The organism is Streptomyces sp. NPDC111520 (assembly GCF_055635295.1).
The window spans coordinates 284,210-297,894 of the sequence record NZ_JBVKBW010000007.1 but is presented as its reverse complement, the minus strand read 5'-3'; the positions used below and the strand labels follow the sequence as shown (position 1 = coordinate 297,894).

The 13,685-nt window shown below is 73.2% G+C and carries 14 protein-coding genes; 1 reads left to right on the top strand and 13 read right to left on the bottom strand.

Translation table 11 applies throughout. The features are described 5' to 3' along the window. Window positions 1-130: 130 nt before the first annotated feature. From ACZ7MY_RS18965 to ACZ7MY_RS18935, 7 genes are all read right to left on the bottom strand, one after another. Window positions 131-1,006, bottom strand: coding sequence for a sirohydrochlorin chelatase (locus tag ACZ7MY_RS18965; protein ID WP_499603098.1), 876 nt, complete (start codon window positions 1,004-1,006; stop codon window positions 131-133). 126 nt (window positions 1,007-1,132) lie between these two features. Next, window positions 1,133-1,972: an LURP-one-related family protein gene (locus tag ACZ7MY_RS18960; protein WP_499603097.1), complete on the bottom strand. Its 840-nt coding sequence runs from the start codon at window positions 1,970-1,972 to the stop codon at window positions 1,133-1,135. A 25-nt stretch (window positions 1,973-1,997) separates the two neighbouring features. Next, window positions 1,998-2,675, bottom strand: a complete 678-nt coding sequence (locus ACZ7MY_RS18955; RefSeq protein ID WP_499603096.1) for a uracil-DNA glycosylase — start codon at window positions 2,673-2,675, stop codon at window positions 1,998-2,000. Between the two features lie 31 nt (window positions 2,676-2,706). Further along, entirely contained in the window at window positions 2,707-3,792 is a 1,086-nt protein-coding gene (locus ACZ7MY_RS18950; RefSeq protein WP_499603095.1) for a WD40/YVTN/BNR-like repeat-containing protein, read from the bottom strand. A gap of 174 nt (window positions 3,793-3,966) precedes the next feature. Then, window positions 3,967-5,316 carry a nucleobase:cation symporter-2 family protein gene (locus ACZ7MY_RS18945; protein ID WP_499603094.1) on the bottom strand — a complete coding sequence of 450 codons (1,350 nt, stop codon included), beginning with the start codon at window positions 5,314-5,316 and terminating at the stop codon, window positions 3,967-3,969. A 91-nt stretch (window positions 5,317-5,407) separates the two neighbouring features. Next, entirely contained in the window at window positions 5,408-6,754 is a 1,347-nt protein-coding gene (locus ACZ7MY_RS18940; protein WP_499603093.1) for an FAD-dependent oxidoreductase, read from the bottom strand. A 142-nt stretch (window positions 6,755-6,896) separates the two neighbouring features. Continuing rightward, window positions 6,897-7,574, bottom strand: a complete 678-nt coding sequence (locus ACZ7MY_RS18935) for a DUF305 domain-containing protein (protein WP_499603092.1) — start codon at window positions 7,572-7,574, stop codon at window positions 6,897-6,899. Between the two features lie 27 nt (window positions 7,575-7,601). Between ACZ7MY_RS18935 and ACZ7MY_RS18930 the strand changes: the two genes are divergently transcribed. Continuing rightward, window positions 7,602-9,053 carry an LVIVD repeat-containing protein gene (locus ACZ7MY_RS18930; protein ID WP_499603091.1) on the top strand — a complete coding sequence of 484 codons (1,452 nt, stop codon included), beginning with the start codon at window positions 7,602-7,604 and terminating at the stop codon, window positions 9,051-9,053. On the opposite strand, the gene ACZ7MY_RS18925 is transcribed toward ACZ7MY_RS18930, so the two are convergent. The 6 genes from ACZ7MY_RS18925 to ACZ7MY_RS18900 all read right to left on the bottom strand — a co-directional run bounded on the left by ACZ7MY_RS18925 (window position 9,044) and on the right by ACZ7MY_RS18900 (window position 13,598). Continuing rightward, complete coding sequence (locus ACZ7MY_RS18925; RefSeq protein ID WP_499603090.1) at window positions 9,044-9,682, bottom strand: TetR/AcrR family transcriptional regulator; 639 nt, start codon at window positions 9,680-9,682, stop codon at window positions 9,044-9,046. The two genes, ACZ7MY_RS18930 and ACZ7MY_RS18925, sit on opposite strands and share 10 nt — an antisense overlap. 186 nt (window positions 9,683-9,868) lie before the next feature. Beyond that, on the bottom strand, window positions 9,869-10,564 hold the full coding sequence (locus ACZ7MY_RS18920) for an HAD family hydrolase (protein ID WP_499603089.1): 696 nt from the start codon (window positions 10,562-10,564) through the stop codon (window positions 9,869-9,871). Window positions 10,565-10,629: 65 nt separating this feature from the next. Beyond that, complete coding sequence (locus ACZ7MY_RS18915; RefSeq protein WP_499603088.1) at window positions 10,630-11,163, bottom strand: SMI1/KNR4 family protein; 534 nt, start codon at window positions 11,161-11,163, stop codon at window positions 10,630-10,632. A 103-nt stretch (window positions 11,164-11,266) separates the two neighbouring features. Then, window positions 11,267-11,977 (bottom strand): phosphatase PAP2 family protein, encoded by a 711-nt coding sequence (locus ACZ7MY_RS18910; RefSeq protein ID WP_499603087.1) that lies wholly within the window; start codon window positions 11,975-11,977, stop codon window positions 11,267-11,269. 10 nt (window positions 11,978-11,987) lie between these two features. Further along, window positions 11,988-12,926 carry a M56 family metallopeptidase gene (locus ACZ7MY_RS18905; RefSeq protein WP_499603086.1) on the bottom strand — a complete coding sequence of 313 codons (939 nt, stop codon included), beginning with the start codon at window positions 12,924-12,926 and terminating at the stop codon, window positions 11,988-11,990. A gap of 72 nt (window positions 12,927-12,998) precedes the next feature. Then, the gene (locus tag ACZ7MY_RS18900) at window positions 12,999-13,598 is read right to left on the bottom strand and encodes a DUF5134 domain-containing protein (protein WP_499603085.1); all 600 of its coding nucleotides are present in this window, start codon (window positions 13,596-13,598) and stop codon (window positions 12,999-13,001) included. Between the last annotated feature and the right edge of the window lie 87 nt (window positions 13,599-13,685).

Sequence of the window (13,685 nt, the reverse complement as noted above, 5' to 3'; positions counted from 1 at the left end):
TGGGTGGTGGGGGTGTTTTTTTATGGTTTTTTCGCTGCGGCGTCCCCGTTGGGGGAACCGCGGGGTGGTTCCCCCCCCTTTTCGTACAACGGGGCCCCTCCCCCCACGCCGTCGTCGAGGTCCCGCCGGTTCAGCCCAGCGAAGCGCCCTGCGACGGCTGGGGGATGCCCAGGGCCGCGGTGTACGTGGCGACGACCAGCTTGCCGATGGCCGGGTAGGGACCCAGCGCGTCGGCCGCGGAGCAGTCGGCCTCCTTGGCGGCGTCGTGCAGCACCTCGGGGGCGACCTCAGGACCGATCACGTACGGCGCGAGCGCCAGCGTGGTCGAGCCGGAGGAACGCAGCTGCTCCGCGGCCCCGGCGACCGACTCCTCGATGTCCAGCGCGGCGGCCAGCACCGGCACCGCGAGGCGCGCGGCCAGCAGCAGACCGGTCACCCCGGCGGCCTGGACGGCCTCCTCGCCACCGACGGTGGCCAGGATGATGCCGTCGGCGGCCGTGGCCACCGTGAACAGGCGGGCGCGGTCGGCGCGGGCCAGGCCTGCCTCGGAGAGGCGCACGTGCAGCGCCTCGGCCAGCAGCGGGTGGGGGCCGAGCACGTCGGTGACCTCCGCCGCGGAACGGCTGTCCGCCACCGCCTGGCGCAGCCGGCGCATCACCGAGGCCTCGGGACCGGCCAGCAGCGGCACCACGACGGCCGCGGGCGTCTGGTCGCCGCGCTCGGTCGCGGCCTGGGCCAGCACCGACTCCAGGGTCGGGTACTCCTCGCCGTCGCCGTCGACGTAGCCGATGCGCGGGTCGAGCCCGGAGAGCTCGATGCGGGCGATGCTGACGATCTCCTCCGCGAGACTGCGTATCGCGGGGGAGGGAGTGCCGGGCACGGCGAGGACCAGCGCGGGTGCACCCTCAGGCGTGGTCAGCGGCTCCGGCCGCCGGTGCCGCCCGGGCTGGCGGGGGCGGGGCATTCGAACGGGCAGGCCGGGTGCGGGGCCTTCGGCAGTGCTCATGGCGAGGCATGCTAGTGCCTTTGCGCGCTCTGTTGTTCGGGCGGGTCCGTCGCAGGGGTTACCTGTCCGGTTCTGTCCCGATACGGTGCCGGGTCCGCTCGACCCGGCACCGTATGCGTCCCACGATCAGCCGAGTCCGCGCGAGTCCTGCTTGAGGGCGGTGTCCACGGTGAGCGCGGAGGCGACGACCATGCTCAGCAGGGGGTCCGCCAGTTGCCGGTGGATCTGCAGCACGTAGTTGTCGGCCGTGGTGAACATCGTCTTCGCCAGGCCCTCCCAGGTCTTGGTGATCCGGGCGACCTCGGTGTCGGTGTGGTCGACGATCGCGAAGTTCCAGGCCCGCCAGTTCTCGGCCTTGATCGCGCCGATCTTCTGGCCGTTCACCTCGAAGGAGAAGTTGATCTTCCCGATGGCGTTCTGCTGCACGATCTCGCCGAGGGTCGTGCCGTCGGCGCGCTGCACGATCACCTTGGACTTGATGAACTTCGCCGGCCGGGTCAGCAGCAACAGGGGCTGCCCGTGCGGGTCACGGACCTCCAGGCGCACCGACAGGAACTGGTCGACGCTCGAGACGAAGCGCAGCACCTTGCGCGCGGTGCTCTGACCGACCTGGAGCACCGAGCCGAGCTGGCGCCCGTGCTGGTCGAAGACGCTGTACTCGTTGTTCAGCTCGATGAGCTTGGCCTTCTGGTTGACCACCAGGACGGGCTCGCTGAAGAGCGTCCCCCCACCGGGGCCGGTGGGGGCGACGCCCGCCTGCTGATGCACCTGGCGCTGGATGCGCGCGGGGTCGGGACCCCCGTCGACGCCCAGCTCCCAGGGGTTGTCCTTGGGCTGCGGCGGGACCTGCGCCCCGCCCGCGTGGGTGTGCTCCGTCCACTGGGAGCCGTCCCAGTAGCGCAGCAGGTTCTGCGTGCCGTGCGGGTCCGGATACCAGCCCGCCGGGGTGTTCGAATGCGTCGTCACCCGGGCAGGGTAACGGCTGCCCCCGTCAGGGCAGCCGCCAGTCCACCGGTTCCGCGCCCTGCCGCGCCAGCAGGTCGTTGGCCCGGCTGAACGGACGCGAGCCGAAGAAGCCGCGGTCGGCCGACATGGGGGAGGGGTGGGCGGACTCGACGGCCGGCAGGTTCCCCAGCAGCGGGCGCAGCTTGCGCGCGTCGGAGCCCCACAGGATCGAGACCAGCGGCTTGCCTCGCGCGACGAGCGCCCGCATGGCCTGTTCGGTGACCTCCTCCCAGCCCTTGCCGCGGTGCCCCCCGGGCTTGCGCGGCGCGGTGGTGAGCGCCCTGTTGAGCAGCAGGACGCCCTGCCGGGTCCAGGGGGTCAGGTCCCCGTTGGAAGGCTGGGGGAGGCCGAGGTCGGTGTTCAGCTCCCGGTAGATGTTCTGCAGGCTGCCGGGGAGCGGTCGCACCTCCGGGGCCACCGAGAACGACAGCCCGACGGCGTGCCCCGGGGTGGGATACGGGTCCTGGCCCACGATCAGCACCCGGACGTCGTCGAAGGGCTGCTGGAACGCGCGCAGCACGTTCGCCCCCGACGGCACGTAGGTGCGGCCCGCGGCGATCTCGGCGCGGAGGAAGTCGCCCATCGCGGCGATCCTCCCCGCGACCGGCTCCAGCGCCTTGGCCCAGCCTTCTTCGACGATTTCGTTCAACGGTCTTGCAGCCACGGTGAGTCACTCTAGTGGCTCACACCGACAGTCAGACCACAGCCGCCCGGACGCACAGCACATCCGGCAGGTGCGAGGCCACGAGCCGCCAGGTGTCGCCCTCGTCGGCGCTGGCGTAGACCTCGCCGTTGCGGTTGCCGAAGTACACGCCGGCCGGGTCGGCGTCGTCGGTGCGCAGTCCGTCGCGCAGGACCACGCCGTAGTGCTCGTCCGTGGGCAGGCCGGCGGACAGGGCCGTCCACGAGGCGCCGGCGTCCTCGGTGCGGTAGACGCGGCAGCGGTAGTCGGGCTGGTAGCGGTCGCTGCCGTCGTTGACCGGCGAGACGTAGGCGACGCCGCCGCGGCGGGGGTGGACGGCGACGGCGAAGCCGAAGTCCGCGGGCAGGCCCTTGCCGATCTCCGTCCACGACGCGCCGGCGTCGTCACTGCGGTAGACCCCGCCGTGGTTCTGCAGGTAGAGCCGGTCCGGGTCCACCGCGTCCCGGGCGATCTTGTGCACGCACTGGCCGAACTCCGGGTACGGGTCCGGCAGGAACTCCGCCTTGAGCCCGGTGTTGGACGCCTCCCAGCTCGCGCCGCCGTCGCCGGAGCGGTAGACCCCGCCGGAGGAGACGGCCGCGATCACGGCGTCGGCGTCACGCGGATCGGTGACGACCGTGTGCACCGCCTGCCCGCCGAACCCGGCGCCCCACAGCTCCCGCTGGGGGTGCTCCCACAGGCTCCGCACGAACTCGAAGGTCACGCCGCCGTCGTCGGAACGGAAGAGCGCGCCCGGTTGCGTGCCCGCCCACACCAGGTCCGGGGCGTCGGTCCCGGCGGGCTGGATCTGCCAGACGCGCTCCAGCGAGGTGTCCGTGTCTTTGGGGAAGCTCACCGCGGGCCGGGCCGGCTCCTCCCAGCTGCGCCCGAGGTCGTCGGAGCGGAACACCGACGGCCCCCAGTGCGAGCTGTCCGCGCCGACCAGCAGCCGGGGAACCGCCCGGCGGGTGTCGATGCCCACCGAGTACACCGCCTGCATCGGGAAGTGCGGGCCGGTCAGCTCCCACCCCCCGGCGGCTGTCCGCCGTCCGAGGAACAGGCCCTTGCGCGTGCCGATCGCGAGTACGACGTCGTCCATGACGCACCATCTCCGAGCTACGGGAATGTGTCCTGCATCACAGATTCTGCACTGCCCCACCGACAACGGGGGGTCGCGGCGCGCGTTCGCCCCGGCGACGGGTCCCGCCCCGGACCGCGGGACGAGGGGCCCCGCGCGTGGACAGCTCGGCGGCGGGGCCGGACCGGCGTGCCGTCAGCCCCGGTGGAGCCCGGCCTCCTCGGCGCCCGAACCGGAACCGCCGGGCAGGTGGTTGAAGAGCAGGTTCAGCGCGATCGCGGTGATGCACCCCGCGCTGATGCCGCTGTCCATCACCGTCTGGAACCAGTCGGGGAAGGCGTCGTACACATGCGGCACGCCCACCGGCAGCAGTCCCACGGCGACCGACACGGCCACCACGGTCAGGTTGCCGTTGCCGTGGAAGTCGACGGTCGACAGGGTCCGTACCCCGCTCGCCGCCACCATCCCGAACATCACGAGGCCCGCCCCGCCCAGCACGGGCGCCGGGATCGCCGCGACCACCGCGCCCAGCTTGGGCAGCAGCCCCAGGAACACGAGGATGCCGCCCGCGGTCGCCACCACCCAGCGGCTGCGCACCCCGGTCATCCCCACGAGGCCCACGTTCTGTGCGTAGGCGGTGTACGGGAAGGTGTTGAACACCCCGCCGAGCACGGTCGAGACGCCGTCCGCGCGCAGCCCGTCGGCGAGCCGCCGCGGCTCCACATGGCGGCCCGTCAGCTCGCCCACGGCGATGATGTCCCCGGTCGTCTCGGTCATCGTCACCAGGGCCACCACGAGCATGGAGACGATTGCCGCGCCCTGGAAGTGGGGCGTGCCGAAGTGGAACGGCGTGCTGATCCCGAGCCAGCCGGCGTCGCCGACCGCGCCGAAGTCGGTGAAGCCCAGCGGCACGGACGCGAGGGTGCCCACCACGATGCCCGCCAGGACCGCGACGCGCGCGACGACGGGGGGCGCGAAGCGCTGCACCAGCAGGACGACCACCAGCACCGCCGCCGCGAGGCCGATGTTCCGCGGCGCCCCGAAGCCGGCCGACCCCGCCCCTCCCGCGGCCCAGTTGCCGGCGACCGGCAGCAGGCTGAGCCCGATGACCAGGATCACGGTGCCCGTCACCAGCGGGGGGAAGAACCGCAGCAGCCGTCCGAAGACCGGTGCCAGTACGACCATCGCCACTCCCGAGGCGATGACGGCGCCGTAGATCGCGGGGAGTCCGCCGTGCTGGCCGATCAGCACCATGGGTGAGACCGCCGCAAAGGTGCAGCCCTGCATGATGGGCAACCGGACGCCGAACCGCCACCATCCCACGCACTGCAGCAGTGTGGCGATGCCGCACACCAGCAGGTCCGCCGTGATCAGGTAGGCGAGGTCGGCGGGCGACAGCCCCAGTGCGCCGCCGACGATGAGCGGCACGGCCACCGCCCCGGCGTACATCGCCAGCACATGCTGCAGCCCGAACGCCCCCAGCTGGACGGCGGGGAGGACCTCGTCGACGGGATGGACGGCGGAACGGTGCGGCGGCGTCGCCACAGGCGGCTCCTCGAACGCGGCGCGGGTGTGCGGTGGCAGGACGAAGCGGCTGCCCGGGACCTGGTGCTGCCGGGGGGACTGTCCCGCGGCCTCACCCCGTGGGGCGGGCGGCCGCCAACAGCCCTTGCCAGTCGTGGATCTTCACCGTCGTGCGGTCCAGCGACCGGCCCAGCGCCGCTTCGGCGGCCTCGATGGCCTCCCACCCGGTCCACTCCACCGGGTCCTGGCCGAGCGCGCGCAGCCCTTCCAGCGGATCGGCGGCCGCGGTGTGCCTGGCCAGCAGCTCAGGCGCGTCGGCGACCAGGGCGGCCGCCGTCTGCTTGGCGCAGGGGCGGTTGGTGCCGATCACCCCGGTCGGCCCGCGCTTGATCCACCCGGCGACGTACTCGCCCGGTGAGGGCGCGCCGTCGCGCAGCACACGCCCCTCCTCGTTGGGGACGATGCCGAGCCGGTCGTCGAACGGCAGCCCCTCCAGGGGGACGCCGCGGTAACCGACCGACCGCAGCACGAGCCCGGCCTCGATGTCCTCCAGGACGCCGGTGCCGCGCACCCCGCCCTGTCCGTCCGGCGCGGTCCGCTCGAACCGCACCCCGGTCACCGCGTCCGCACCGAGCACGGCCACCGGCCGCAGGAAGAAGCGCAGATTGATGCGGCGCCGCCGGCCCGCCGGCGGCCGGGCGGCCCAGCCGCGCAGCACCTCCACGTTGCGCCGGGCGACCGGGACGAGCCCCTGCGGGTCGGTGTACGCGGGGTCGAGCGCCAGTTCCGAGGGCCGGACGACGACGTCCGCGTCGGGCAGGTCGCCGAGCTCGCGCAGCTCCTTGGTGGTGAACTTCGCCTGCGAGGGCCCGCGGCGCCCCACCATGTGGACGTCCGTGACCCGGCTGTCCGCCAGGGCCCGCAGCACTTCCTCGGGCACATCGGTGCGGCGCAGCTCCCCGGCGCCCCGGGCCAGGACGCGTGCCACGTCGACGGCCACGTTGCCGACCCCGATCACGGCGGCGGAGCGGGCGTGCAGGGGGAAGGTGCCGGGAGCCTCGTCGGGGTGGGCGCTGTACCAGGAGACGAAGTGCGTGGCCGCGCAGCTGCCGGGCAGGTCCTCGCCGGGCACCCCCAGGCGGCGGTCGGTCGCGGCGCCGACGCAGTACACGACCGCCTGGTACAGCCCCAGCAGCGCCCGCGGGGACAGCCCGGGACCGCCGACCGTCACATTGCCCAGGAAACGGATCCGGGGGTCCTCCAGGACGCGCCGCAGCGTGCCCTGCAGGGACTTGATCTTCTCGTGGTCGGGGGCCACCCCGTACCGGACCAGCCCGTACGGGCAGGGCAGCCGGTCGAGCACGTCGACGGCGACGTCCGGCACCGACTCCTGGCGGGTCAGCGCCTCGGCCGTGTACACCCCGCTGGGACCTGATCCGACCACTGCCACACGCAGCACGGGCGCCTCCCCTTCGGCGAGGGTTGGGTTCACCTCGGCGGCCCGTGCGCCGCCCGGAACGGGCGGGACGGGCGGCCACGTCCAGCATCGCACCGAGGGACCACCGGGGGGAGGGCACCGGCGCGTGTCGCGGCCGGGGATGTCAGCCCATGGCCTGCATCCGGGCGATCTCGGCGCTCTGCTGGGCGATCACGTCGTTCGCCCACTCGCCGACCTGGACGTTGCGGCCGTGGGTGAGCTCGTCGGTGGCCATCGTCACCGCTCCGCGGTGGTGGGTGATCATCAGGTGCAGGAACTGCCGGTCGAACTCCGCGCCGCGCGCCGCGCGCAGCGCCGCCAGTTGCGCCGCGGTGGCCATCCCGGGCATCGAGGAGTGGTCGTGGTCGTGGGCGGCGCCATGGGAGCCGCCGTTGGTCTTGAGCCAGGCCTCCATGACGTCGATCTCCGGGCCCTGTGCGGCGTCGATGCGTCCGGCGAGTGCGCGGACCCGCTTGTCCGAGGCGTGGGTGCCGGCGAGGGCCGTCATGACAAGCGCCTGCTGGTGGTGGGCGACCATGTTCGTCACGTAGGTGAGGTCCGCCGCGTTCGGTGAGTCGTCGGGCAGGGCCTCGGCCGCCTCGTCCCGGGACAGGGTGGTGGCCTTCTCACCCGGTGCTCCCGGTGCGATGACCGAGGACGCGGCGGACGCGGAATCGCCTCCGGAACCGCCGTCGCAGCTGGTCAGGGCGAGGGTTAAGGCGGCGGCGAGGGCCAGCGCGGGCAGCGTCGCAACGCGATACGAAGAAAACACCAGTGCATTGTCATCTTTTGACGCGCGCATGAGAAGGGCCATACTGCCGGGGTCCGCATGAAGTTCAATCGCGAACGGACTCAAGGGAGGAACGCGGTGAAGCGCTTACGTACAGCCCTCGCTCGCCCCGGACGACTGGTGGCCCTGGCGGCCGCAGCCGTCGCGCTGCTCGGACTGGCGGCCCCGGCCCCCGCCACGGCCGACGGGAGCATCCCGGGTGTCGACGAGGTCGTGACGAGCGCCAACGTCGAGCACCTGGTCAACATACCCAAGCAGTCGCTCGGGGGATTCAACACCGACCTGGCGTTCCAGGGGAGATACGCCTTCGCCGGCAACTACGACGGCTTCGTCATCTGGGACATCAGCCGTCCCACCAGCCCCAAGATGGTCAGCCAGGTGCTGTGCCCCGGATCCCAGAACGACATCTCGGTCTCCGGGAACCTGCTGGTCCTGTCCACCGACTCCTCGCGCTCCGACAACACCTGCGCGAGCACGAGCCAGTCCGCCGCCGAGAAGTCCTCCTGGGAGGGCGTCAAGGTCTTCGACATCAGCGACAAGGCCAACCCGCGCTACGTCGCCGCCGTGGAGACCGCCTGCGGCTCCCACACCCACACCCTTGTACCGGAAAAGCGCGACCTGTTCGTCTACGTGTCCTCCTACTCGCCCAGCGCGAGCTTCCCGGACTGCCAGCCCCCGCACGACGGCATCTCCGTCGTGAAGATCCCGCGCAGCCACCCGGAGAAGGCGGCCGTCACGGCCTTCCCCGTCCTCTTCCCCGACGGCGGCAACCCGGGCGTCCCGCCCACCGACACCCAGGCGCGGGTCAGTGAGACCACCGGCTGCCACGACATCACCGCGTTCCCGAAGATGAAGCTCGCCGCCGGTGCCTGCATGGGCGACGGCATCCTGATGGACATCTCCAACCCCGAGCGGCCGAAGGTCCTCGACCGGGTCCAGGACAACGTCAACTTCTCGTTCTGGCACTCGGCCACCTTCAACGAGCGCGGCACCAAGGTCGTCTTCACCGACGAGCTCGGCGGTGGCGGCGGCGCCGAGTGCAACGCCGCGATCGGACCGAATCGAGGCGCCGACGGCATCTACGACATCGTCCGCAAGCACGGCAAGTCCGAACTCGTCTTCCGCAACTACTACAAGATCCCGCGCCACCAGGCCGACACCGAGAACTGCGTCGCCCACAACGGATCGCTCATCCCCGCCAAGGGCCGCGACATCATGGTCCAGGCCTGGTACCAGGGCGGCGTCTCCGTGTGGGACTTCACCGACTCCTCGCGTCCCAAGGAGATCGGCTACTTCGAGCGCGGGCCCATCTCGACCGACACCCTGACCCTGGGCGGCTCCTGGAGCGCCTACTACTACAACGGATACATCTACTCGAACGACATCGCCAAGGGCTTCGACGTGCTCCGGATCTCCGACCGGCGCACCGACAGCGCCCGCGGCGTCCGGATCGCCGAGCTCAACGTCCAGACCCAGCCCGACTACCGCTGAGCGGTCCCGGGCAGCGGCGTTCCGCCGGGCGGCAGGTCGCCCGGCGGAACGCCGAGTTCCCAGGACAGTCCGTACCGCTGGAACATCTCGGCCCGCAGCCGCGCCAGCGGCATCGCCGCGCCCGGGATCAACTGGGCGAACACCCCGCCCATGAGCTGCGCCCGCAGCATCCGGTAGTCCTGCTCGGGGTCCTGCGAACCCCATGCCGTGATGGCGCCGAGCAGCAGTTCGGCCAGGCGCTGCCGCTCCTCGCACTCGCTGAACCCCGCGGTCTGGAGGATGCCGGCCATGTGCGCCCGCATGACGACCGGGTGGTGCACGGGCAGCCCCAGGACGGCGTCGATCGCCCGGGCCAGCACCTCGCGGCCGTCGGAGGGGGCCGGTTCCCGCCCGAGGGCGGCGGCCAGTTCGGTGTGCATCAGACGGTGCGCGGCCGACTGCAGCAGCAACCGCTTGCCGGGGAAGTAGTACGACACCAGACCGCGTGCCGAACCCGCGCGGTCGGCGATGTCCCCGAGGGTCGTGGCCTCGAAGCCGTTCTCCTCCACCAGTTCGACGGTCGCCTGCAGCAGACGCTCCCGAGAACGCCGGCGCATCGCTTCATTGACCGACGGTCGCCGAGGGGACATGCTTTACTCCTGCGTTGACTGGCTCGGAGCCAATATACTCAGGGCCGGCCCGCGGTGAGTGGCATGCTCACGCGGGTCCACGGGGGTGAGGTGCACGTACCCGGCGGCGCGGGGGACCGCCGGGTACCGCACCTCCGAGCCGGTCGCCCGGGCGCCCTCAGATCCTCGCCACCGGTCAGGAACCCGTCACGCGGTCAGGTCCAGCACCGGCAGCAGCCCCGACGGCCGCTGTTCCACCGGCAGGTGGTCCACCAGGTGCAACGTGCAGCCCAGCGCCGCCGCCCCGCCGTCCGCCCGCCGGTCGTCCCCGACCATCACGACCCGCTCCGGCGGCAGCCCCAGTCCCTCGCACGCGACGCGGAACAGCCGCGGATCCGGCTTCTGGACGCCGTGTTCGAAGCTCAGCACGAAGACGTCCACCAGCCCCTCCAGACCGTGCGCCCGGAACACCGGCCGCAGGTCCCACCCGATGTTGCTCACCACCGCCACCGGCACGCCCCGGCGCCGCAGTTCCTCGAGCACCTCGACCGTGTCCGGGTACGGCGACCAGGCGGCGGGCTCCATGTGCCGGTCGTACAGCGCCGCGTGGACGTCGCCCCACGGCAGCTCCACCTCCCGCGCCAGCGCGGTGAACGCCGCACGGTGGTGCTCCGCCGACAGGTCCCGTTCCCGGTACAGCCGCTCCAGCCGGGCCGGCACCCGCTCGGGTGCCGCCCCACCAGGAAGCCCTCCGGCCCGCTCCAGCCGTTCCGCGTACGCCGCCAACTCCTCCTCGCCGGGGGTGATCCCCATCCGCTCCAGAACGGCGCCCAGCCAGCTGCGGGCGGACTCGGCCCGCAGCAGCGTCCCGGAGAAGTCGAACATGCATCCCTTGATGGTCATGCCCGCCATCCTCCCCGCCCCGGCTTCCCGGTCAACACCCGGACCCGGCGCCGGCCGGGCCCCGGTCAGGAGGCGTCGAACCAGGGCCTGCCGGCCGCCCAGTGCCCGACCCACCCCGCGAACCCCGCGTCGAACGGGCAGGCGCCCTCGCCGGTGATGTTCCACACGCGGCCGCGCTGAGGTCCGGTGACGACCAGGTGCCAGTACATGCCGCAGCCGTCCGTGCCCAGCACGACCGAGCCGTGGTCGAACACCTGGGAGCGGAGCGGCGCGAGTTCCTCCTCGGGCCGGTCGTCGTCCTCCCAGAGCCACGCCGACGTCAGGGGGAAGGGCCGGCCGAGGTCGCGCTCGGGACGCTCGTCGCCCCAGTCGTCCGGCAATTCCTCCAACCCCACGAGCCCGAAGTCGGGAGGCCCCTGGAAGGAGCCGTCGGTGATCTCGGCGACGAACGTCCGGTAGGGCTCGGGCAGGACCACCCCGTGCCGCGCCTCGAAGGCGTGGACGGCCTCCCATCCGAGCGCCGACTCACCGCCGTCGTCCACGTCGAAGGCCGCGCGGAGCGCGGCGAGGTCCTCGGGGGAGGCGTGTTCGGTGTCCATGCCGACCATGGATACCAGCCGGTACCGGCAGCTCGGGAGGGCAGTCGGCGGGCGGCCCCGATCTCCCCTGAACCTGCACGACTCCCGGCCCTGACCGGCGGGGTCACGAGGACGTACGGCCCTGCTCCGAGGAGCCCGTGCGCCACGGTTCGCAGAGCGCGGCCGTACCCGTGAGCACGGCCGCCGCGAGCAGCCAGCCCCCCAGGACGTCGGAAGGCCAGTGGACGCCGAGGTAGACGCGGGTGAAGCCGACACCGGCGACCGACACGAAGGCGACGGCGCAGGCGGCGACGCACCAGGGGGAACGGGCCGGCACGCGGAGCAGCAGCAGCCACAGCAGCGCGCCGCAGACGAGCGCGGCGGTCGTCGCGTGGCCGGAGGGGAACGCCGCGAAGGCGGCCGAGTCGACGGGGTCGGGCCACCGCGGGCGTTCCCGCCCGAGGAGGGCCTTGGCGGCCTGCTGGAGCACCCAGCCGAGGGTGCCGGCCACCACCAGCCACAGGGCCTGGCGGTTCTCGCGCCGTACGACCAGCCACGCCACGGCCGCGAGCAGCAGCAGACGCATCGTCAGCGGGTCCCAGACCCAGTCGGTGAGGACGCGGTTGAGCCGGGTCCAGCCGGAGTGCCGTACGGCGACGGCGTGCAGGTCCACGACGGCGGCGCGGTCGGCGGCCAGCAGCGGCCCCCAGCGCGCCGCGACGAGCCCGAGCAGCAGCAGGAAGGCGGCGGAGACCGCCGCGCACTGGCTCAGGCACGCGGTGCGCGGGGCACTGTCGGGGTCCCGGACATCGGAAGGTGCGGGAGGGGCGTGCATGCAGCCGAGGCTACGTGAGCGCCCCGATTCCGGGGCCGAAGGCCACGAGCAACGGCACGACGGGAATCAGCAGCGCGCACGCCGAGGCATGGGCGCGGCCGAGGCGGGTGAGGCGGGGCGCGGGGTCCAGCAGCCGGTTGACGCGGACCGGGACCTGCGCGTCCGGCGTAGGGCAGGGGCCGAACACGCCGCGGTCCTCGTTGAGTTCGACCAGGGCCAGGGCCGTGGTGAGCCGCCCGAAGCGGCGTGAGGCGATGTCGTCGGCGGCCAGCTCGACGAGCCGGTGCACCTGGTCGCGGAACCCGGCGAAGACCGGCACCTGCGGGAAGCCCGAGGCGAGCGCCCCGGCGCAGTGCAGCAGGACGTCGTGCCTGGCCCGCGCGTGGCCCTGCTCGTGGGCGAGGACGGAATCGAGCTGACGGCCCTTCAGCCGCCGCAGCGCGGCCGTGGTGATGACCAGCTGCGGCCGGGGACCGGTCAGCCACCAGGCGTCCGGACGCTCGCCCTCCAGGACGACCAGCCGCTCGTCCGGCGCGGCGGCCTCACCGGGCAGCCGGGGCGAGCGGGCCCGCAGTTCGGTGCGGCGCGCCCGCTGCCGGGCCCGGGCCCCGCGGATCTCGCGGGCCAGCATGGCCGCCGTCCAGGCGCCCCCGCAGGCCAGCAGCACCGCCAGGTAACCCGCCCAGGGGCCGTAGCCGGGCAGCTCGTAGGCCTCGACGACGTCATGGGGGGCGAAGGCGAACAACCCCTCGCGCAGCGAGGACCAGGTGGCGGAGGCGCTGAGGGCCATGGCCAGGAACAGGCACAGCAGGACCGCGCCGACCACGCACTGCCACACCCACAGGGCCAGCACCGGTTCCCGCTCGGGCCAGACGGCGCGGGTGAGCAGGCGCGGGGCCATGGCGGCCGCCACCGCACCGAGCAGGAGCAGCGCGAGCGGGACGGTCATGCCGCCAGACTATGAGGGTGCCGCTGCGCACGGGTACGTTCTCCGGCGGGAAAGTGACGCGCCTCACTGCCGTCACAGCGTGAGGAGCATGGCGAACATCCCGATCGCCATGGACACGCGGCACGCCGACGTCAGTTCGGGCGCGTGCGCCACCGGGACGACGCCACCCGCGGGCGCCGGACCGGCCGCGGTCACGGCGGCTGGGACCGAGACCAGGCGGACGCCCGCCGCCAGGACGTACACCGCGAAGTAGGCCAGCAGCAGCCCGGTCGCCGCGGGCGTGCCCGCCGGGGTGTGACCGGCGTGGGCCGCGCCCCCGGCGGCACCCGCGGCGCCCGCCTCGGCCATGGCCACCGCCATGTAGACCATCGCCCCCGCACCCACCGCGTGGTGCAGATGGTGCGGGTCGTGCCGCGCCAGCAGCAGCGCGCGCACCGCGGCGGCCCCGAAGACCAGGCCGAAGGCCGCCGCGGCCCACCGCGGCGGATCGAGGACCGACACCGGCACCGCCATCACGGCCATGCCCAGCCCCATCAGCGCCTCCGCGCGCGCCGTCCGGCGTACGTCGGGCCCGGTGCCGGGGCAGCCCCGACGCGTGCGGAACAGGCAGTACGCCCCCGTGGCGGCGCCGAGCGCCACGAGCAGCCAGGCCACCAGCGGCGGTCCGTGCATGAGCGGCCCTCCTTCGGCTCCTTCGCGGAGGATGCCCGCCGCCGGCGGCGCACACTCCAGCGCACGGGCGTACCGGGGGAGCGCGGC

Coding starts and splice junctions, on each gene's coding strand:
- ACZ7MY_RS18900 (WP_499603085.1), bottom strand. CDS start 13,598: ATGCACGGACCGCCGCTGGTGGCCTGGCTGCTCGTGGCGCTCGGCGCC.
- ACZ7MY_RS18920 (WP_499603089.1), bottom strand. CDS start 10,564: ATGACCATCAAGGGATGCATGTTCGACTTCTCCGGGACGCTGCTGCGG.
- ACZ7MY_RS18925 (WP_499603090.1), bottom strand. CDS start 9,682: ATGTCCCCTCGGCGACCGTCGGTCAATGAAGCGATGCGCCGGCGTTCT.
- ACZ7MY_RS18930 (WP_499603091.1), top strand. CDS start 7,602: ATGAAGTTCAATCGCGAACGGACTCAAGGGAGGAACGCGGTGAAGCGC.
- ACZ7MY_RS18965 (WP_499603098.1), bottom strand. CDS start 1,006: ATGAGCACTGCCGAAGGCCCCGCACCCGGCCTGCCCGTTCGAATGCCC.
- ACZ7MY_RS18905 (WP_499603086.1), bottom strand. CDS start 12,926: ATGACCGTCCCGCTCGCGCTGCTCCTGCTCGGTGCGGTGGCGGCCGCC.
- ACZ7MY_RS18935 (WP_499603092.1), bottom strand. CDS start 7,574: ATGCGCGCGTCAAAAGATGACAATGCACTGGTGTTTTCTTCGTATCGC.
- ACZ7MY_RS18910 (WP_499603087.1), bottom strand. CDS start 11,977: ATGCACGCCCCTCCCGCACCTTCCGATGTCCGGGACCCCGACAGTGCC.
- ACZ7MY_RS18915 (WP_499603088.1), bottom strand. CDS start 11,163: ATGGACACCGAACACGCCTCCCCCGAGGACCTCGCCGCGCTCCGCGCG.
- ACZ7MY_RS18950 (WP_499603095.1), bottom strand. CDS start 3,792: ATGGACGACGTCGTACTCGCGATCGGCACGCGCAAGGGCCTGTTCCTC.